Source organism: Clostridium aromativorans (assembly GCF_020908015.1).
Lineage (GTDB): Bacteria > Bacillota > Clostridia > Clostridiales > Clostridiaceae > Clostridium_B > Clostridium_B aromativorans.
On the sequence record NZ_JAJJPB010000028.1, the window covers coordinates 20,463 to 41,209 of the forward strand.

General features: G+C 29.3%; 19 protein-coding genes. All 19 read left to right on the forward strand.

Features of this window, described 5'->3' with window-relative positions:
* Positions 1-44 precede the first annotated feature (44 nt).
* Positions 45-728: a YveK family protein gene (locus LN736_RS15875; RefSeq protein ID WP_229981967.1), complete on the forward strand. Its 684-nt coding sequence runs from the start codon at positions 45-47 to the stop codon at positions 726-728.
* 71 nt (positions 729-799) lie between these two features.
* Positions 800-1,567, forward strand: coding sequence for a tyrosine-protein phosphatase (locus tag LN736_RS15880; protein ID WP_229981968.1), 768 nt, complete (start codon positions 800-802; stop codon positions 1,565-1,567).
* Between the two features lie 34 nt (positions 1,568-1,601).
* Complete coding sequence (locus LN736_RS15885; RefSeq protein WP_150357596.1) at positions 1,602-2,330, forward strand: CpsD/CapB family tyrosine-protein kinase; 729 nt, start codon at positions 1,602-1,604, stop codon at positions 2,328-2,330.
* Between the two features lie 114 nt (positions 2,331-2,444).
* Complete coding sequence (locus LN736_RS15890) at positions 2,445-2,669, forward strand: DUF1659 domain-containing protein (RefSeq protein ID WP_150357594.1); 225 nt, start codon at positions 2,445-2,447, stop codon at positions 2,667-2,669.
* Between the two features lie 82 nt (positions 2,670-2,751).
* The gene (locus LN736_RS15895) at positions 2,752-2,970 is read left to right on the forward strand and encodes a DUF2922 domain-containing protein (RefSeq protein ID WP_150357592.1); all 219 of its coding nucleotides are present in this window, start codon (positions 2,752-2,754) and stop codon (positions 2,968-2,970) included.
* 221 nt (positions 2,971-3,191) lie between these two features.
* Positions 3,192-3,839, forward strand: a complete 648-nt coding sequence (locus tag LN736_RS15900; protein ID WP_229981969.1) for a sigma-70 family RNA polymerase sigma factor — start codon at positions 3,192-3,194, stop codon at positions 3,837-3,839.
* 395 nt (positions 3,840-4,234) lie between these two features.
* On the forward strand, positions 4,235-4,894 hold the full coding sequence (locus LN736_RS15905) for a sugar transferase (RefSeq protein WP_229981980.1): 660 nt from the start codon (positions 4,235-4,237) through the stop codon (positions 4,892-4,894).
* 79 nt (positions 4,895-4,973) lie between these two features.
* Positions 4,974-5,237, forward strand: coding sequence for a sugar phosphate nucleotidyltransferase (locus LN736_RS19160; RefSeq protein WP_326839092.1), 264 nt, complete (start codon positions 4,974-4,976; stop codon positions 5,235-5,237).
* Between the two features lie 11 nt (positions 5,238-5,248).
* Entirely contained in the window at positions 5,249-5,842 is a 594-nt protein-coding gene (locus LN736_RS15910) for a sugar phosphate nucleotidyltransferase (protein WP_326839093.1), read from the forward strand.
* A 13-nt stretch (positions 5,843-5,855) separates the two neighbouring features.
* A complete protein-coding gene (locus tag LN736_RS15915) occupies positions 5,856-6,989 on the forward strand; it encodes a glycosyltransferase family 4 protein (RefSeq protein ID WP_229981970.1) in 1,134 nt (377 codons plus the stop codon).
* Positions 6,990-7,060: 71 nt separating this feature from the next.
* A complete protein-coding gene (locus LN736_RS15920; RefSeq protein WP_229981971.1) occupies positions 7,061-8,170 on the forward strand; it encodes a glycosyltransferase family 4 protein in 1,110 nt (369 codons plus the stop codon).
* Between the two features lie 48 nt (positions 8,171-8,218).
* Positions 8,219-9,595 (forward strand): nucleotide sugar dehydrogenase, encoded by a 1,377-nt coding sequence (locus LN736_RS15925; RefSeq protein ID WP_229981972.1) that lies wholly within the window; start codon positions 8,219-8,221, stop codon positions 9,593-9,595.
* Positions 9,596-9,622: 27 nt separating this feature from the next.
* Positions 9,623-10,756 carry a glycosyltransferase gene (locus tag LN736_RS15930; protein WP_229981973.1) on the forward strand — a complete coding sequence of 378 codons (1,134 nt, stop codon included), beginning with the start codon at positions 9,623-9,625 and terminating at the stop codon, positions 10,754-10,756.
* 29 nt (positions 10,757-10,785) lie between these two features.
* Positions 10,786-12,090 carry an O-antigen ligase family protein gene (locus LN736_RS15935; protein WP_229981974.1) on the forward strand — a complete coding sequence of 435 codons (1,305 nt, stop codon included), beginning with the start codon at positions 10,786-10,788 and terminating at the stop codon, positions 12,088-12,090.
* Positions 12,091-12,103: 13 nt separating this feature from the next.
* On the forward strand, positions 12,104-14,050 hold the full coding sequence (locus LN736_RS15940) for an alginate lyase family protein (protein ID WP_229981975.1): 1,947 nt from the start codon (positions 12,104-12,106) through the stop codon (positions 14,048-14,050).
* A 12-nt stretch (positions 14,051-14,062) separates the two neighbouring features.
* On the forward strand, positions 14,063-16,189 hold the full coding sequence (locus tag LN736_RS15945; RefSeq protein WP_229981976.1) for a bi-domain-containing oxidoreductase: 2,127 nt from the start codon (positions 14,063-14,065) through the stop codon (positions 16,187-16,189).
* Positions 16,190-16,356: 167 nt separating this feature from the next.
* Positions 16,357-17,577 (forward strand): phenylacetate--CoA ligase family protein, encoded by a 1,221-nt coding sequence (locus LN736_RS15950; protein ID WP_229981977.1) that lies wholly within the window; start codon positions 16,357-16,359, stop codon positions 17,575-17,577.
* Positions 17,578-17,651: 74 nt separating this feature from the next.
* The gene (locus LN736_RS15955; protein WP_229981978.1) at positions 17,652-18,737 is read left to right on the forward strand and encodes a glycosyltransferase family 4 protein; all 1,086 of its coding nucleotides are present in this window, start codon (positions 17,652-17,654) and stop codon (positions 18,735-18,737) included.
* Between the two features lie 300 nt (positions 18,738-19,037).
* Positions 19,038-20,513: an oligosaccharide flippase family protein gene (locus LN736_RS15960; RefSeq protein WP_229981979.1), complete on the forward strand. Its 1,476-nt coding sequence runs from the start codon at positions 19,038-19,040 to the stop codon at positions 20,511-20,513.
* Positions 20,514-20,747 lie beyond the last annotated feature (234 nt).

Consider the following 20,747-nt stretch of genomic DNA (forward strand, 5'->3'; position numbering starts at 1 on the left):
GCCTTGATGCAAAACAATTACTGAAATATAGGAGGAATAACTAAGTGGAAGAAGAAACAACGCTGGATCTGAGAGATTTTTATAATATATTGAAAAAGAGAAGAAAACTTATAGCACTTATGGTTGTAATATGTACTCTGGCATCTGGATTACTGAGTTTTTTTGTGATAAAGCCGACTTATGAAGCAAGTACCACAATAATAATAGGAAAACTTGCTGAAGACGGGAAGAGCAATACCCAGTACAATGATGTGATGATGTATCAGAATCTTATAAAGACATATGCACAGATTGCAGGTTCCAATGTTGTTATGAAAAATGCCTCTAGCAAATTAAATGGGGCTTTTACTCCAAAAGAACTTAAAAAACTGGTTTCCATAGAGCCCCAGCAGGGAACTCAGATTTTACAGATAACAGGGCAGAGCAGGGATCCATCTGAGGCTGTAAAGATGGTAAATGCAGTGAGCAGTTGTTTTATAGCGGAATCAAAGAAAGTATTTCCTACAGGTGGAGACATAAATATAATGGACAGGCCACAGTTTCCAGACAAGCCTGTAAAGCCCAAGAAAATGCTGAATGTAGCTATTGCATTTTTTGTAGGTCTTTTGGTTTCTGTGGGATTTTCCTTTATGCTTGAATATATGGACAACACTATAAAGACCGAAGATGATATAAAAAAACAGCTGGGAATTCCAGTGCTGGGGATAATACCAAAAGGACGAGTTTAATCAATTCACAATTGACAGTGCACAGCTTACAATTGCAAGCTGTAAATTGGACAAAAGGTGGTGATATTTATATGATAGATATACACAGCCATATACTTCCGGGTATAGACGACGGTTCAAAATCCATGGAGCAGACCTTGAAAATGCTTAAGCTTACGAAAGAGGATGGAATAAAAGCCATAGTGGCGTCATCACATTTTTACCGTGGTTGTTATGAAAACAGCTGCGATGATATAAAAAAACTTCTGGAAAAAGTAAAAAGCAGAGCCAAAGAAGAGAATATAGATGTGAATATTATTCCCGGTCAGGAGGTAATGCTTGATCATTACAGCCTTGAATATTATAAAAGCGGGAAAATAGGCTGCATTGGCGATACAGATTATATGCTGGTTGAATTCCCCATGATGAATATGCCGGAAAATGCTCTGGATATAATATATGAACTTGAAATTAGAGGGGTGCATCCAATTGTGGCCCATCCTGAAAGATACAGATATATTATAGACAACCCATCCAAGATAAACGAATTCCTGGATGAAAAATGTCTGGTCCAGGTAAATACAGGAAGTATAAGGGGTATATTTGGGAAAAAAGTGAAAAATACTGCCAGGGTTCTGATAAAAAACGAAATCTGTAGTTTTATAGCATCAGATGCCCATTCCACTGGTGGGCGGCATCCGGGCATCAGCAGTGCACTTGAAATGGCTTCTCAAGTCAATCATGATATTTATATGTATATGGAAAAAAATTGTGAGAGATTGTTGAAAAATCAGCTTATAGACCCCGTAAGCGGGAGAATAAGAGAGAAAAAGAGAATTTTCAGCCTTTTTAGAACATAGTAATAAGATTTGAGACACAGATGGAGTGAAGATGATGGATAAAGTACATATAGTCACTATAAGAAACCCAATGGATCCTATTGCAGAAGCTTATAGGACATTGAGAACAAATATTCAATTTTCTTCTTTTGATAAGAAAATACAGTCTATAATGATCACGAGCTCAGGACCTGGGGAGGGTAAGTCCACTACTTCTGCCAACCTGGCAGTGGTCATGTCGGAAACGGGTGCCAAAACCTTGCTTGTGGATTGTGATCAGAGGAAACCCAATCTGCATAAAATATTTTTGACATCTAATGAAAACGGGCTTTCGAATGTGCTGGCAGGGCAAATTAGTTTTGAAGATGCGGTTAAACAAAATATAGTTGAAAATCTGGATCTTCTCACATCTGGTATAAGACCCCCCAATCCGGCAGAACTTCTGGCCTCCAGGAAAATGGAAATTTTTTTGCAGCAGTTGAAAGAGAAGTATGAATATATAATACTGGATACTCCTCCTGTAGTGGCAGTGACGGATGCCCAGCTTTTATCCCGCTGCGTGGACGGCTGTCTTCTGGTAATATCGTCTTCTCAGGTGGAAAAAGAGGCAGCTGTAAAAGCCAGAGATCTTTTATCGAAAGTAGGTGCCAATATACTTGGAGCGGTTTTAAACAAGCTTGAGATAAAGGAAAAAGGATACTATGGGTATTACTATCAGTATTATTACGGAGAGGACGGCAGCAAAGTCAAGAAGAGTAAGAAAAAGAGCAGAAGGAGAAAATAGACTTAAAAGGTATAAAGATTTTGAAATGATCTTTATATCTTTTATTTTTTTTGTAAAAAATCTTGCCTATTTTTGAAAAACTGCATATATATTATTTGAAGGGAGGTGATGAGGATGGCTGCTAAAACTACTTTATTGAACACTTCAGTGATATTGAAATATAAAGATGGTCTGGATGAAGAGGGAAAAGATATAATCAAAAGACAGACCTTTTCAAATATAAAAATAGATGCTGCTGTTCAGGATATTTATGATGTTGCCGGAGAAATAGAAAAGCTTCTCGGAAAGACTTTAGAAGAGCTCATAAGGCAGGATGAAAGTGGTATAACAAACGCTTAGACAAATTAATAATTGACAATGTACAATGAACAATTGTGGACTGTGTATTGTGAACCGTGAATTGAAAAAGGGGGTGAATTATATGTCCAAATCATTGATTATGAGTTTTCTGACTGAAGAAGGTAAAAAGGCTTCTATAAGGATCTCCAATGTAAAAGAAGGTATAACGGATCAGGAAGTAAAAACTGCCATGGAAACAATTATTGCAAAAAATATATTTACCACTAAAAACGGGGATTTAAAAGCTGTAGATTCTGCCCATATACAGGATACTTCTACTGTTGAGCTTGAGGTGAAATAGTAAGTAGTGCTCATATAGGGTCTGGCTTCAGATATACTTGTTCCAGACCCGCTTTTTATCCGAACGCTGCTATTTACAAGTTCTGCCTGAATTTAAGGATTAATTGATGAAAAGTCTGGCAGAAAGGCACGAAATTTTGAATTTGTAATAAAATATTTAAGACAGGAAATATATATTTGAAGTGCAATAGGTTCAATTTGAAATCATAGGGAGAGAATGTTATGGGATATAAATTCAAACCCGATTATATTATGGACAAGCATTCCCCAGAAATTGTGAATACAGATTACAGCTGCCTGAAAAAGACTCACCTCGTGGAACTTCTTGTAAGAGCTAAAAATAAGGACAAATCTGCCATAGGTGAAATCTGCAGAAGGTTTGACGGAATGGTTATAAATCTTACCAGTTCCTTTTATATAGAAGGGTACACTCTTGAGGATATGGTGCAGGAAGGAAGGCTTTCACTTATAAAGTCCATTTACAAATACAACATGAATTCCAAGTGCCATTTTTCCACTTATGCCGCAGCTGCCATCAAAAAGAATTTCTACTGCAAAATAAGGAACAGTGTGAAAAAATATTTTTGCTGCAGCCTTTATAGTGTGAACAGCGGCGGTGATGAACTCGTGGACACGGTGGAGTCAGAAGAAAATATCGAGGAAGAGTTCATAGAAAAACAGCAGTATTCTGATCTGTGGAGAGCTGTAAGAAAACTTTCTGAGGAAGAAAAAAGTGCAATAGTCTGGTATTATATATGGGAAATAAGCTTAAAAGAATATGCAGTAAAGGAGAAGATACCATATAGGACAGCAGCTGCCAGGAAAAAAAGAGCTGTAGATCATCTGAGAAGTATAATGAATTTTGGATGATAATATGTGAAAATATTCAGCCAATACTATATGCCAAAGTGATTTTTTGGAATATGATGTTGGCTGTTTTGCGTAAATGACAATTTACAGAGCCTAATTTGAAATGTGGATATAAATGTAAAATCAAAATTTATAGGGAAAAATGTAATAAAAACTCACATCATATAGACATAAAATAGAGAATTTTAAATCTATTTTAATACATATAAAATTATCATTTTAAAATACGATAATATTTTAAAATGATAAAATTGGACAAATAAATGGGACTTTTATGGTTGTCTGCCAAATGCTGTGGTGTTATAATAAATGTAACATTTATGTGAATTTTGTTGGTATGAGGGGGAGATATATTGACAGAATTGGAGGATAAAGTCACTAGCATAACTGGTATATTGGTAGAAAATGAAGATGAGTATAAGAATGAAGATGAGTATGAGTACGAGAAGACTATCGGTTATTATTTTTTCAAGAGAGCAGGGGATATATTATTTTCGTTAATTGGAATTATTGTGTTATCCCCTGTTATGTTCATAGTAGCGGCTGCAATCAAATTGGATTCAAAGGGTCCTGCAATATTTTCGCAAGTCAGGATTGGGTTAAATGGAAAGCCTTTTAAAATGTATAAGTTTCGTTCCATGGTAAGTGGTGCTGAGGAACTTTTGGACAAGCTAAAAGATAAAAATGAGATGACAGGGCCCATGTTTAAAATGAAAGAAGATCCACGAGTTACCAGGGTCGGTAGGTTTATAAGAAAAACAAGTCTTGATGAGCTCCCACAGCTTTTCAATGTGATTAAAGGTGAAATGTCACTTGTAGGTCCAAGACCAAATCTTCCAAGGGAAGTTCTCAAATTCACAAAACGTCAGAGAATGAAATTAATGGTTAAACCTGGACTTACCTGCTACTGGCAGGTAATGGGAAGAAGCAATATTGACTTTGATGACTGGATGAAACTGGACTTGAAATACATAAAAGACAGAAACACAATGCTGGATTTAAAACTTATTTTCAAAACATTTAAAGTGTTTTTTGGTGACGATGGGGCTAGGTGAAATTTGATTGAATGTTAAAACCCTAGAATTTTTGTAAAAAATATTTTAAGACATATTATAGGATGGTTGTTAATATGATGTGTGCACTAATAATGGCAGGTGGAAAAGGTATGTACAGATTGTGAAAGAACAACTTCCTAATTTACCAGAAAACAATATAATAGTGGAACCTGTGGGAAGAAATACAGCACCTTGTATAGCACTTTCGGCCTTTTATATAAAAAAACGATGTAATGATGCAGCTATTTTAGTGATTCCTTCAGATCATCTTGTAGTAGACGAAAATAGATTTAGAAATACCATAGCTTATGGGGCTGATTTCATACAAGATACTCTGCAATAGTTACCCTGGGAATAAAGCCTGACAGACCTGAGACAGGTTATGGATATATTCAATTTACAGTTTATAATTCACAGTGTACAATTAATGAGGCTGCAGCTGCCATGGAAAAAAGTGATAAGTCTTTTAATATATATAAGGTTGAAAAATTTGTGGAGAAGCCTGATGTCGATACTGCAAAGAAATATATTAAAGAAGGGAATTTTCTCTGGAATGGCGGGATGTTCATATGGAAATGCAGTACTATATTGGAACTTACAAAAAAATATCTAAACAGTACATATGATATTCTAAAAGGTGTGTTTAAAAAAGATGATGAAAATTTCAGCAGACTGCTTGCAGAAAGATATCCAAAGGTAGACAATATTTCTGTGGATTGCGGAATAATGGAAAGAACTAAAAACATATATGTTATCCCCTCGGATTTTGGATGGGATGATGTAGGAACCTGGCATGCAGTTGAGAGGTACAGAGAAAAGGGCAATAACAACAACGTGTGTATGGGTGACATAAGGAGCCTTAGAAGCAGCAACAATATTATTTTTGTCGGAAAAAAAGAGGATATTGAGAGGATTAAAGAGATAAAGGGAAAGATAAATAAACATTAGCGGGATGAAACCTATGAAGAAAATTAGAATATTACATATAACTCAGTCAAATGGTGGGGTTTTAGAATATTTGAAGATTCTTATTAAATACATGGATAGAGGGAAATTTGAATTTTATTTATTGGCATCTAGGGAATATGAAGAAGAAAGAAAAAATTTTGAAGAGATTGGATGTAAATTAGATACAATTGTCATGGTAAGAGAAATTTCCCCTAATTTGGATTTAAAGTCTATTATAATGATAAGAAGATACATAAAAAAAATCAATCCGGATATTATTCATTTACATAGTAGTAAAGCAGGAGCATTGGGAAGAATAGCATCTATGTTTTTAAGTATACCTGTTGTATATAATGCACATGGTTGGGCCTTTGATATGGATGTGGATAATAGAAAAAAATTGATATATGTATATGTGGAAAAAGTGTTGGCAAATTTTACAGATGTAATAATTAATATATCTAATCATGAAAAAAATAGTCAATTAAAATATAATATAAAACCGAAAAAATATACCAAAGTTATATATAATGGTATAGATTTAGAAAGATATAAAGTTAAATATGATATTGAAAAAATAAAAAGGGAATTAAATATACCATCTAATGCATTTGTTGTTGGTATGGTGGCTAGAATATCAGCACAAAAGTCCCCTGAAAGTTTTATTCAGATAGCTAATAGTTTGAAAAAAAAATTGGATTGTTGTTATTTTATACTAGTTGGAGACGGTGAATTAAGAAGTAAAGTTGAAGAATTAATTGATAGATATAGATTAAGAAATAATTTTTTAATAACAGGTTGGACTGATGAAGTACCTAAATATGTCTCTTTATTTGATGTTGGTATATTAACCTCAAAGTGGGAAGGATTTGGACTTGTTTTAGCGGAATATATGGCAGCTAACAAACCAGTTGTAGCTTTTAATTCTGGCGGAATCCCAGATGTAGTAAGAAATAACTATAATGGATTATTAATTGATTATGGAGATATAGATAGATTTTGTCATGCTATTATTAAAATTAAAAATAATGATAAACTTAGAAAATATTTAGTAAATAATGGCTATAAAAGTGTAAATGAAATGTTTAATGCTGAAAGAGTTGCTAGAGAACATGAAGAGTTATACTTAAATTTAATGGATATGTAAAACAGATGGTAGCTATATTAATTAAAAATAGAAATTTTATAAATAATTAATAGAACTGGAAGGTATTATAAATGAAACAGGTAGTATTTAATGCACTTCAAACTTCGTTAAGTGGAGGAATAGGAAGGTATTGTTATGAATTATCGAAAGCTGTATATAAACGACATGAAGTTGATTTTAAGATTGTCATAAGAGAAGAGGATAAAGATTTATTTGATTTTGCTAGTAATAAAGATTTAATAATTATTTATGGAATAAAAAATAGTATGCAGAGAAATTATTATGAGCAATTTAAACTTCCTAAACTGATTTATAAAAAATATCCTGATGCAATTATTCATTATCCTGATACTATGGCACCGTTATGTTCTAAAAATAAAATTATTATCACAATTCATGATTTAGCATTTAAAAGTTTTAAAAACGCTTTTACATGGAAGACAACTATATGGAAAAATTTTATAACTGCTTTATCTATAAAAAAAGTTAGCAAGATAATAGCAATAACTAATTTTGCTAGAAGTGAAATATTAAAGTATTATCCTGATGTTAAAAACAAAGTCAAAGTTGTTTATAATGGATTTAATGATTTTTCCAAAGAGCTTATTGATATTAACAATGTTAATAAAAGCATTTTAAATTTAAAAGGTAATAAATATATTCTTACAGTTAGCACAATATCGCCAAGAAAAAATGTTGATGGACTTATAAAAGCTTTTGATTTAATTAAGAATCAAATTAATGATTATAAGCTGGTTATTGTTGGTAAGAACGGTTGGATGTATCAGGGAGTTTACGATTTGGTGGATACTTTAAAATTGAGCAATAGAATATTATTTACTGGTGAAGTAAATGATGATGAGTTAAAATTTTTATATAAAAATGCCGTGGTATTTGTTTATCCATCGTTTTATGAAGGATTTGGATTACCACCGCTTGAAGCTATGAGTTATGGGATACCATGTGTGGTGTCTAATAAAACTTCTATTCCTGAAGTTGTGGGAGAAGCTGCAATAAAAATTGATCCTTATGATTTAAATGGAATAGGTGATATGATTATAAAAGTAGTTCAAGATAAAAAAATATGTGATGATTTAATTTTAAAATCTAGGAATAGATTAAAGTGTTTTTCATGGGAAAAATGTTGTAATGCTGTAATTGATATTTATTTAAGAAATTGAAGATTTATTTATATTTTTTAATTTAAATACATAGAAGGGGAAAATTTTATGGAAATAGTAAAAAATAATTTAAGTGGTTTGGATATAATTGAAAGCTTAGATGAAAACATAGATGAAAATGATATTAATAAAAAGGTATGTATATTTGGACAGGGATTTGTGGGTTTGCCCCTTACCCTTAGCTTTGCATTGAGAGGATGTGAAACCATAGGTGTGGATGTAGATGATTTGCTTGTGGCAAACACTAATAAGGGACTGACTAATCATACTGAGAAATTTTATAAAGTAAGTATACGACAAATATTGAACATGCAGATAAAAAAAGGTAAATATAAAGCTACGGTAGATGGTGAGGCAGCAGTAAGAAAATGTAATAATATAATTGTAACTGTAGGTATACCGATAAAAAATGGTGAGTATATAATGGATTATCTGAAGAATGCATGTGTAACCATAGGGAAAAATTTAAAAAAAGGTGATCTAGTTGTTATAAGGAGTACTGTGATTCCGGGAACGACAGAAGAATTTATAATGCCCATATTTGAAAGAGAATCAAATATGAAAGCGGGAACTGATTTTTATCTTGCCTATGCTTCAGAGAGAATTGCAGAGGGAAAGGCCTTTGAAGAATTTGCAAATATGCCCACACTTGTAGGGGCAGTAAATAAGAGAAGCTTGGAAAGGGCGGCATCACTTTTGGCAGTGGTTTGTAAAGCTCGAATAGTAAAGGCTTCCTGTATAAAGGCAGTGGAAACTTCGAAGGTATTTGAAAATGTCCAGAGAGATGTAAATATTGCCATGTCCCAGGAATTTGCCAGATTTGCAGAAGCTCTGGGTATAGATATTTTTGAGGTAATAAAACTTGCAAATACACATAAAAGAGTAAATCTTTTAACGCCGGGTCCTGGTGTTGGTGGATACTGCATTCCAAATGCATATCATTATATAGCTCCAAGAGCGGAGAAAATGAATGTATCTATGGATATATTAAAGCTTGCACGAAAAAAAAATGCTTTAATTCCGCAATTTATAGTTGATAAACTTCGAGAACTTTTAAAGAGCAGAAATAAAAATATTAAAGATTGTAAGATAGCTGTTTTGGGGCTAGCTATGAAAGATTATTCCAATGATGACAGGATAAGCCCTTCTATAGATATATGCAAGCTTCTTGTAAAAGTTGGGGCGAAAGTGAGAGCCTTTGATCCCATAGTACCTACAAGATATGATTTCAAGGTTGAAAATGAAAAAGAAGCTTTGAAAAAAGCAGATGCAGTATTGATTCTAACGAAACAAAATGATATGAATTATGATGACTGTGAACATATGGCCAAGCTTATGAATAAAAATCCTGTATGCATAGATACCAAAGCAGTGGTTAATGCTGTAGAAGCTAGGAAATATGGTTTTTTATATTGGAGAATATAATAGATATTTTATAGAGTGAGGATAGAAATGAAAAAAATTGTTATGGCGGAATACTTAGAGTATAATAGTGATTTTAAAGTTGGTAATCATCATTATGCAAAAATGTTTGCAAATAGTGGGTATAAAGTTTTATGGTTATCACCGGTGTATAATCATATGACAGGAATTGCTAATGAAAGGATTTTCAATCAGAGAAAAAATTTGAATAAAAAATTTTTTGAACAAATAGACAGAAATATATTTGGATATTCACCTTATTCTTTGATTTTGTATGGGAAATTACCAATATTAAATACAAAGTTTGCTAATAAGTTAAGTATTAAATTAATTATACCTAATTTAAAAAATAGTTTTAAACGAAATAATTTTGATAATGTTGATATATTATGGCTTACAAACCCTAAATATTATTATTTAACTAAAATAATTAAATATAATAAATTAATTTATAGATGTGCTGATGATTTATCTAGCTTTAATTGGGCATGTAAGACAATGTCATATTTTGAGAAGAGAATAATTAAAAAAGCTGATTTGGTTTTTGTTACTGCACATAATTTAATTAAAAAGAAACAATGTTTGAGGAAAGATTTGATTTATCTGCCAAATGGAGTTGAGTTAGGCAATTTTATTAGAAAAAAATATATTATTCCAAAAAAATTCCAGAATAATAAAAGAAAAAAGTGTATTTATGTAGGTGCAATTGATCATTGGTTTGACTTAAATTTATTAAAATATTGTGCAGAAAGATTGAATCAAATAGATTTTTATCTGATTGGTCCATATAAAATAGATTTAATATCATTAAAATCATGTGAAAATATTCATATATTAGGCAAGATAGATTATAAACAAATACCTAATTATTTATATTATAGTGATGTTGGAATTATACCATTCAAAGTAAATAACTTAACAGATTCGATAACTCCTATAAAACTTTACGAGTATATGAGTGTAGGATTAAATGTTGTGTCTACTAATTTCAAAGAAATGAAATATATAATTAGCCCAGCTTATGTTGCTAAAAGTTATGATGAGTTTTGTAAAGATATAATAAAGTCAATTGAGAACAAGTATAAAAATAAAGAAAATAATATTAAATTTGCAATGAAAAATACATGGCAGAAAAGATTTGAAGAGATACAAAGTTATTTATAATTTTTCATTTAATTTATAAGGAGTATTTTATGGTAAAAAAATCAAATGGATTTTTTATAGATTTATGTACTTATATGTTTATTATATTAATGTTATTTTCAAATTTATTTACGAGAATAATAAACTATTATAATATAAATATTAATTTTAATATATTATCTTATTTAGTGCTATTTATATTGTGTATAAATTTAATTTTTATTGTAAATGTTAGCTTAATTAAAAATTATTATTTTTATCTAATAATATTACTTTTATTTTTTATTGCTTATATTTTTAATACTGTATATTGTACATTTATAGATAATGTATATTCTGTTAAAGATATAATAGTACCATTTATGAGCTGTTTTATTGCTATATATTATACTAAAGTGAATAAGTATGTAAATTTTATAAACATTGTATATTTACCATTTGTTTTTTATGGTGTTATTCAAGAGATTTTATGGTATAAATATAATTCTATTGCTGCCTTGTTTCCATGGGATAGGCTTAATATAGAGCAAATGCTGCAGCAAAATGTTCAAAATTTATTTCAATCCGGAGGGTTATTAAGGTTTTTTGGGACAATGAACTCTTTTGTTGAATATCAGCTATTTATTGTAGTTATTGTGTCCTTTTTATATCTATATAAAAATAAAATAAGAAATAAAGTTGTATTTCTTATAAATTTTTGTTTTAGCATTTATTTTCTAGTGTTTTCTTTGGAAAGATCACCTATAATTATGTTCATAATTATAATGTTGTTTTTGAATTATAGAAAGATTTTAAATAAATTATTTATATTAAAGTTAATTCCGCTAGCTTTTATATTGATAATTTCTATAAATTTATTTACAAATTATTTTAAAAATAACCCTAATACATCAATGGCATATATGAGATTATATAATGTAATAACTTTTAATTTTTCTCAAGATGATTCAATACAAGAACGAAAAGATATTCAATGGAAAAATTCTAAATCTGTTATGGAAAAACCGGAAGTATTTTTCGGATTAGGTGGCGGAACGATATCTTCTGAATCTCAGAATATTGACAGTATTCATTATATAGGACCACATAATAATATTTTTGGATATTATATAGCTTATGGTTTCTTTGGACTGTTATTATTTATAATATTCCATATTAATTTATTAAATAAAGCAAATAAATTAAATACACAACCTAAAATGTATTTATATGGAATAGTTATAGCTTATTTATGCATGGCTTGGTTTAATATGCCTTATTTGTCTAAATCAGGGAGCATATATTTTCTAGTAATATTTATAATTTTACTTGATAAGAATAATTATAAAGTTTTGAATATGACTAGTTGGAAATAGGAGAATTATTAAATTGAGAATATATAGAATTTGTAACTTAACACTAATGCAGATTTTAAGCAAATTATTAAAAAAAGCTAATAAGAGAATATACTATATTTTTAGAATGATAAAAATTAAAAGCAATCCAATTATATTAGAGAAGCAATACTTTCATAAGTTTAATTCAAAATGTAATTTTCTATATAATATAGTGGACAAGGAAAAATTTAAAGAAAAATTATATGAATATAGTTTAAGTATAAATATAATTACATCAGCTGATAATATTTGTAATCATAAATTTGATTTGCTCGGTTCAGGAAAAAAATATTTAGGTAAAGATTTGTCTTGGAATAAGGATTTTAAAACAGGGTATGTATGGAAGAATGGATTTTATAAAAATATAAAAATTGTGAATTTGTCAAATAATTCAGATGTGAAAGTTCCTTGGGAGCTTTCAAGATTTCAGCATATAATTACTCTAGGAAAGGCATATTGGATAACTGATAATGAAAAATATGCCATAGAATTTAAGAATGAAATTACAAATTGGATACAGAACAACCCTGTTGAGATGTCAGTTAATTGGACTTGTACTATGGATGTTGCTATAAGAGCTGTTAATTTAATTTGTGGATATTTTTTCTTCACAAAGTCTAAAAATATTGATAATGATTTTTGGGTTGAATTCAATAAATCTCTTTACCTCCATGGAAAATTTATATATAGGAACCTTGAAAATGAAGGCCAGCATAACGGAAACCATTATTTATCCGATTTATGTGGTCTTATATGGCTTGGAATATATTTTAATAATTTTATTATGGAAGATAAAAAAGTGAAAAATAATCCAAAAGCTTGGCTTGAATTTGGAATCTCTGAATTTAAAAATGAAATGAAAAATGAAGTGAATTTAGATGGAACGGATTATGAGGCATCTACTTCTTATCATAGACTTGTTACTGAATTGTTTTTAATTACTACAATTTTATGTAATAAAAATGATATTTACTTTTCAGATGAATATATGCAAAAGCTTGAAAAAATGTGTGAATTCATGATGAATATAATTAAACCTAATGGGTTGTCACCGATTATTGGTGATGAAGATGATGGAAGATTATTGATAGTATCAAATTATGGAAATTGGAATAGAAGGGATTTCAGGCATGTCTTGGCTGCTGCGGGAGAGTATTTTGACAGAGATGATTTTAGATATTTTGGCAGAGATTATAGAGAGGATGCATTGTGGATAACAGGGAATTTTAAAGAATCTGGTGAGGTACCTTCATTAAATTCTAAAGCTTATGATAAAGGCGGTTATTACATATTAAGGAATGATAGAATTTATTGCATTATAAGGTGCGGGGAATTGTCCTGCAGTGGTGAAGGGGGTCACAGCCATAATGATCAATTGAGTATCGAGCTTAATGTTGATAATGAAGATTTTATTGTAGACCCGGGGACTTATGTATATACTTCTAATTATAAAATGAGGAATTTATTTAGGAGTACAGGTATGCATAATACTTTGCAGGTTGGTAGTTATGAACAGAATGATTTTAATAAATATGATTTGTTTTATATGAAGGAGCAGAGTTTTGCAAAATGTGTAATTTTCAATGAAAGTACTTTTTCGGGTGAACATTATGGATATAAAAGAAAATGTGGTGTAATACATAGAAGAACTGTTAAGTTGAGAAATAATGGAATGATTATTGAAGATAATGTTTTACCGGATAAAATTAATGATGACATATATGTAAATTTCATATTGGATTGTGATGTTGATATAATAAGAAGAGAAAATGGAATAGATCTTATTAAGAACAATAAAAGTATATTTATGAAATTTCATAATCCATATTTGATAACTGATACCTATGTGTCATATGGATATGGACAAAAATTTAAAACTAAAAAGCTCAGTATAATGCTGAAAAAAGATTATAATAAGGTAGAATTGATATGTTGTTAGGGAGTTGATAATTTGAAACAGGTACTTATAAAAAAAGGACAGGCTATAGTATCAGATGTTCCGGCACCTCTGGTTTCAGATAATGGCGTTTTGGTAAAAGTCTTGTATTCTTGCATTAGTGCAGGAACAGAAATTATGGGGGTAAATGAATCTGGTAAATCTATTGTAAAAAAAGCTATGGAACAGCCTGAAAAAGTGAAGAAGGCATTGAATATGTTAAAAAATCAGGGCTTTGGAGCTGTTTTAAATAAAGTTACAGATATGGAATCGGGAAAGCCTACAGGCTACAGTGCTTCTGGTATAATAATAGGATTGGGCAAAAACATTAAAGATTTGAAAATAGGTGATAGAGTAGCTTGTGCAGGTGCTGGAATTGCAAACCATGCAGAATATATAGATGTTCCAAGAAGCCTTGTTATGAAGGTCCCTGATGGACTTAATATGGATTTGGCATCCACAGTTACTGTTGGTGGTATCGCGATGCAGGGAGTTAGAAGGGCTGATTTGAGGTTAGGTGAGATTGTAGCTGTAATTGGAATGGGAATAATGGGACAGCTTGCAGTGCAGATGTTAAAAGCTTCAGGGTGTAAAGTTATAGGGATAGATATTGACGATAGGAGACTGGGTATTGCTAAAAAAACTGGATGTGATTTTACTGTAAATTCTTCTAAACTTAATATAATTGAAGAAGTTGATAAAATTACAGAAGGATTTGGAATTGATGCCGCGATAATAACGGCTTCCTCAAATTCCAATCAAATACTTTCCCAGGCATTTAATATATGCAGGAGGAAGGGCAAGGTTGTACTTGTTGGTGTTGTAGGTAATGAATATAAAAGAGAGGATATGTATCAAAAAGAACTGGATTTTATAATTTCAACATCCTATGGACCAGGAAGATATGATCCCACGTATGAAGAAAAATGTATCGATTATCCTTATGCATATGTAAGATGGACAGAAAATAGAAATATGGAGGAATATTTGAAGCTTTTATCAGAGAAAAAAATAAATTTAAAACCTCTCATCGAGAGGGTATATCCTTTAGATGAAGCAGCAAAAGCTTATGAAGAATTAAAAACTTCGGAGAATAAACCACTTATTGTACTGTTAGAATATGACAATGAAGATAGCAATAATATAGAAAGAAAAGTTTATATAAATAGAAAATTATTAAAAACGGATCAAAAGATAAATGTAGCTGTAATAGGTGCAGGGGGATTTGCCAAATCAATGCATCTTCCAAATTTGAGGAAATTGAGTGACATTTATAATATTTATGCTATTATGAGCAGAACTGGTACTAATGCCAAAGCGGTAGCTGAACAATATGGAGCTAAATATGCTACAACAGATTATAATGAGATATTGAATGATGATGGTGTAGACATGGTTATGATATGTACAAGGCATAATCTTCATGCAAGTATGTCCATGGAAGCTATGAAAAATGGTAAAGCCGTATTTGTTGAAAAACCCATGGCCCTTGATAAAGAGGAAATGGAAGAAGTATTGCAAGTAATAGGTGAAACTAAAATGCCATATACTGTAGGATTTAATAGGAGATTTTCCAGGTATGCTATTGAAGCTAAAAAACATATTAAAAATAGAATAAACCCTATGATAATAAATTATCAAATGAATGCAGGATATATTCCCTTGGATTGTTGGGTACATACAGGAGAGGGTGGAGGACGTATTATAGGCGAGGGATGCCACATATTTGACTTGTTTGATTATTTTACGGACTCGAAAATATTGAGCGCATCTGTAGATAGTATTAATTCCAAAACTAAAAATATTTCACCTAAAGATAATGTAGTAGTTACTTTAAAATATGAAGATGGTTCATTATGTACGCTTACATATACATCCCTTGGCAATAGCACTTATCCAAAAGAATTTTGCCAGATTTACTGTGATGGAAATATCATAACTATTGATGACTATAAGAAAATCAGTGGATATGGTTTAAGATTACCTAATATTGAAAGTGGAAATTCAGAGAAGGGACAATATGAGGAGCTTAAAGAGTTTGCAAAAGCAATAAAAAATGGAACAAATTATACTATACCTATTTGGCAGGTAAAACAGGCGACAAATATAAGTTATTTAGTAGAGCGGGAGCTGAAAAAGTAATGTTAAAAGAAATGATTAAACGTTCACCTCGATTTATTAGGAAACCTATTAAAAATTTATATGGATATATACCAGAGTATATTAAACAAGGAAAGGTTTTTAGAGATAAGTATAATTTCCTTGAAAAGTCTCAATATTGGTCAAAAAATAAACTAGAAGAATATCAAATGTTCCAAGTAAAAAAATTAATTGAACATGCATATAGAACAGTTCCATATTATACGAATATATTCAATGAATATGCTATAAAGCCTAACCAAATACAAAGTTTTACAGATTTAAAAAGAATACCTTATCTAACAAAAAAAATAGTGCAGGATAATCTGAAAGATTTGGTTTCTACTTCTTATAATAGAGATCAGATTTCATATGTTACTACAGGTGGTTCTACAGGTATACCGATGGGGTTTTATAGAGATAAGAACAGTGCATCTGCTATTGAATATGCATTTATTTGTAAACAATGGGAAAGAACAGGATTTAATGCCCATAAAATTAATAAAAATGCTATATTGAGAGGTAATATACCGTCTAAAGGTATATATGAAAAGGTAGGAAATAATCTTATATTATCTTCTTATCAACTAACTGATGGGAATATGATTATATACATAAAATTGTTGGAAAAATTTAATCCGGATTTTATTCAAGCATATCCTTCATCTATAAGTTTATTATCGGATTTTATATTAGATAATAATTTAAAAGTTAAATTGAATAACTTAAAAGCTGTGTTATGTGGCTCAGAAAATATGTATGATTTTCAAAGGAGAAAAATTGAACGGGCATTTAATGTAAGAGTATATAGCTGGTATGGTCATACTGAAGGATGTTGTCTTGCAGGGGAATGTGAAAAGAGTAATAATTATCACATTTTTAGTGAATATGGCTATACAGAATTAATAAATAAAAATGGAGAAGATGTTACAGAAGAGAATGGTATAGGGGAAATTGTAGCAACAGGATTTAATAATTATGTAGTTCCTTTTATAAGATATAAAACTATGGATCTAGCTGTAAATACAAACCAAATTTGTAGTTGTGGAAGAAATTATAAACTAATTAAAAGAGTACAAGGTAGAGAACAGGAACAAATTATAACTAAAGATAAAGCTAAAATTGCAATGACGAGTATAATTTTCTCTCAACATTTTAATGCATTTGGCAAAATTAGAATGATGCAACTTGTCCAGAATGAAGTAGGAAAAGTGTTAGTTAAAATAGTTGAAAAGGAAAAACTAAATAAAACTGATTTAAATGAAATATCTGATAAGATGAAAAATGCAGCATATAATAGGATAGATGTAGAAATCAAGATTGTGGATAATATTGTAAGGACTAAATCTGGGAAATATAAATTTTTAATTCAAAATTTAAATATAAGCTGAGAATATGTCTTATTTTAGAAATTTGTAATAATAATAGATATATTTCAGAAGTTGAATATTAGGAGATAATTTTTATGAAGGTAATAATTATTGGGCCTTACCCTCCACCATATGGTGGTATTTCAGTTCATATTAAAAGAATTAGGAAATATTTGGAGAGAAAAAATATTAATGTTGTTTTGTATGATGAATTTAAAAGATTTGATAATAAATCTGAAAAGATAATCTCCATTGATAATTATAAAAAATTTATTTTTAAGATTCCTTTTTTGAAGACAGATTTGATACATTTTCATTGTATAAATAAGAAAGTAAGAATTTTGCTTGGATTTTACAAAATTTTTGGATTGAAAATAATTTTATCTGTACATGGGCAAAGCATACATGATCAATTGTCTAAATCGAATGTTTTTATAAGAAAGTTATTAATTTTTAGTTTGAAAAATATTGACATGATAATATGTGTTAATCCTAGTATTTCTGAGGAGTTACTAAAATTAGGATTTGATAAAAATAAAGTTGTAACTATACCAGCCTATATAAATCCAATTGAATGTAAATATGATTTTGAAAATATACCAGAGAGGGTTTGGAAATTTGTTAATAAGTCTAAATTTTTAATAAGTGCCAATGGATGGCTTAGATTCTATAATAATGAAGATTTATACGGAATAGATATGTTAATAAAATTAATCCATAAGTTAAAGGTAGATGGATATGAAGTAAATTTATTTTTAGCGCTTTTAGGTTGTGATTCTCAAAATAAAGAGGAAAAAATATATTATAAAAAGTTAAAAAATGAAATAATAGATTATGGACTTGATCCTGATAGTGATATATTTATTTTTGAAGCGAAAGATACTGAGTTTTATCCTATATTAAAAAAAAGTAAATTATTTTTAAGACCAACTAATACAGATGGATATGGAGTTTCAATAGCTGAAGCATTATATTATAAAGTTCCATCTATTGCTAGCAATGTATGTGTAAGACCAGAAGGTACAATTTTGTTTAAAGTAAGAGATATTGAAGATTTATACAGTAAAACTGTTGATGTAATAGACAACTATAAATGTTATAAAGAAAAATTAAAAGATATAAAAATAGAAGACAATGCAGATAAAATATTGAATGTTTATAAAAAATTAGTTAATTTATAGAATCAATCTAAGATTTATTTTAGTATATATAAATATATTATGATAACCAGAAAGGTAGCTAGATAGTTGGCAAGATGTCATCAAATTTAAAAAAATTAAGGCTTTAATGGTATTATTATTGATTTTATAAAAAATAATATAGTCAATAATAATTATGTAATATTGAGAAAATTTCTGGTTATGTGATGTTTATTTTTTCAAAGAAATTAGATATATATTTAAAAAATTTGATAAATGAAATCAAGATCTAATATTTTATTGAATGAAGGATAATAAATTTATAAATATGAGGTTATACTTATGCCAGAAAAAAAATCATTTATAAAGGTGGGAATAATATATGCAATAGGACAAGTATTATCAAAGGCGATATCTTTTATATTACTTCCAATATATACAAGACAATTGGGGACAGTGGGTTATGGACAACTTTCACTTGCAGATACAGTACTTGATTTTATAAATACATTTGTGATTTTAAGTATATATTCAGGTTATATAAGATTTTACAGAGAATATAAGGGTGAAGAAAGAAATAAATTAAGAAATACTGCTATAAATTTTGCTTTGATTTTAACAATTATTGATTTAATAATTTTAATGATATTTGGGAGAACTATTGCAAATATAATATTTAGTTTTAATAATTCATATAAAATATTTGCATTAATAATTATTCGTAGCTTATTATCACAGTTTGTTATTTTATTAATGTGTGATTACAATTTAAATTATGAAGCTGTAATAACAGTGACTATAAATTTGGTAATGCTAATAATGAATTTAATTTTATCCATATATTTTGTTGTTTATAAAAAACAAGGTATTATAGGTGTGTATAGTGGATATATATTAAGTATATTAATGGTATTAATATATTTAGTTATGGTTAATGTTCGTAATTTTAAGTTTGAAATTGATAAGAAAATGTTAAAATATATGCTGACATTCAGTGGTGGATTATTACCATGTAATGTTTCAGGGACAATTTTAACATTAGCAGATAGATATTTTTTAGCTGGTTATAGAAATTATAGTGAAATAGGGATATATTCTGTTGGTTATAAATTTGGCATGTTAATACAACCATTATTTGTTGATCCGTTTAAATCAATTTTTACTCCGTATAAATTTCAAATATGGAAAGATGATGATGCAAGTGTCAAATTTAATGATATGTATAAAAAATATCATTTTTTTGGTTGCCTTATAATAATATTTATTGCTCTATATAGCAGGATTATTATTTCAATTTTTACAACAAAAGATTATATGGATGCTTATAAAATTATAATGTTGATTTTATTTTCTTATTTTTTATATGGTGAGAATGAATTTTATAGTTTAGGAATACAGATAAAAAATAAAACCTACTTAACTGGAATAATAATGCTACTTGGTGGGATGATTAATATAATATTAAATGTAATTTTAATACCTAAGTTTGGTATGTATGGTGCGGCAGTAGCTACTTTAATATCTTATTTGTCGATTAACATTATTAATTCCACATTTTCTGTTCCGTTATATAAAGTTAAATATGATTTTACAACTACATTAATTAATTATTTAATTGTTATTGGTATATATGGAGGATATTATTTATTGACATTAATAAATAAAAATTTGATAATAGAATTTTTTTATAATATATTATTTATATTTATATACATATATTTATGTTTAAAATTTAAATTGGTTAAAAAAGATGATTTAGTGAGGTATATTAAATTGGTTAAAATGAAGATATTATCAATAAAAAGTAGAACGATGTAAATAATTTTAGAAAACTTCTTGGTAATGGTAGACAATTAGGGTTTAGTTAAAGTGCACCCCTTTGTCAAGACAATTTTTTAGTAGATTTATAGTTAGGTTGATAAACAGTATCATAATGCTTTCCCTTAAATACACTTCACCTGTTGATGAAAATTATGTCAAGGACATGCCATCGCAGATGGTGCGTCAGCATCCTTGACGTAATTTCCATCTGCAGGTATAATTTTTTTCAGG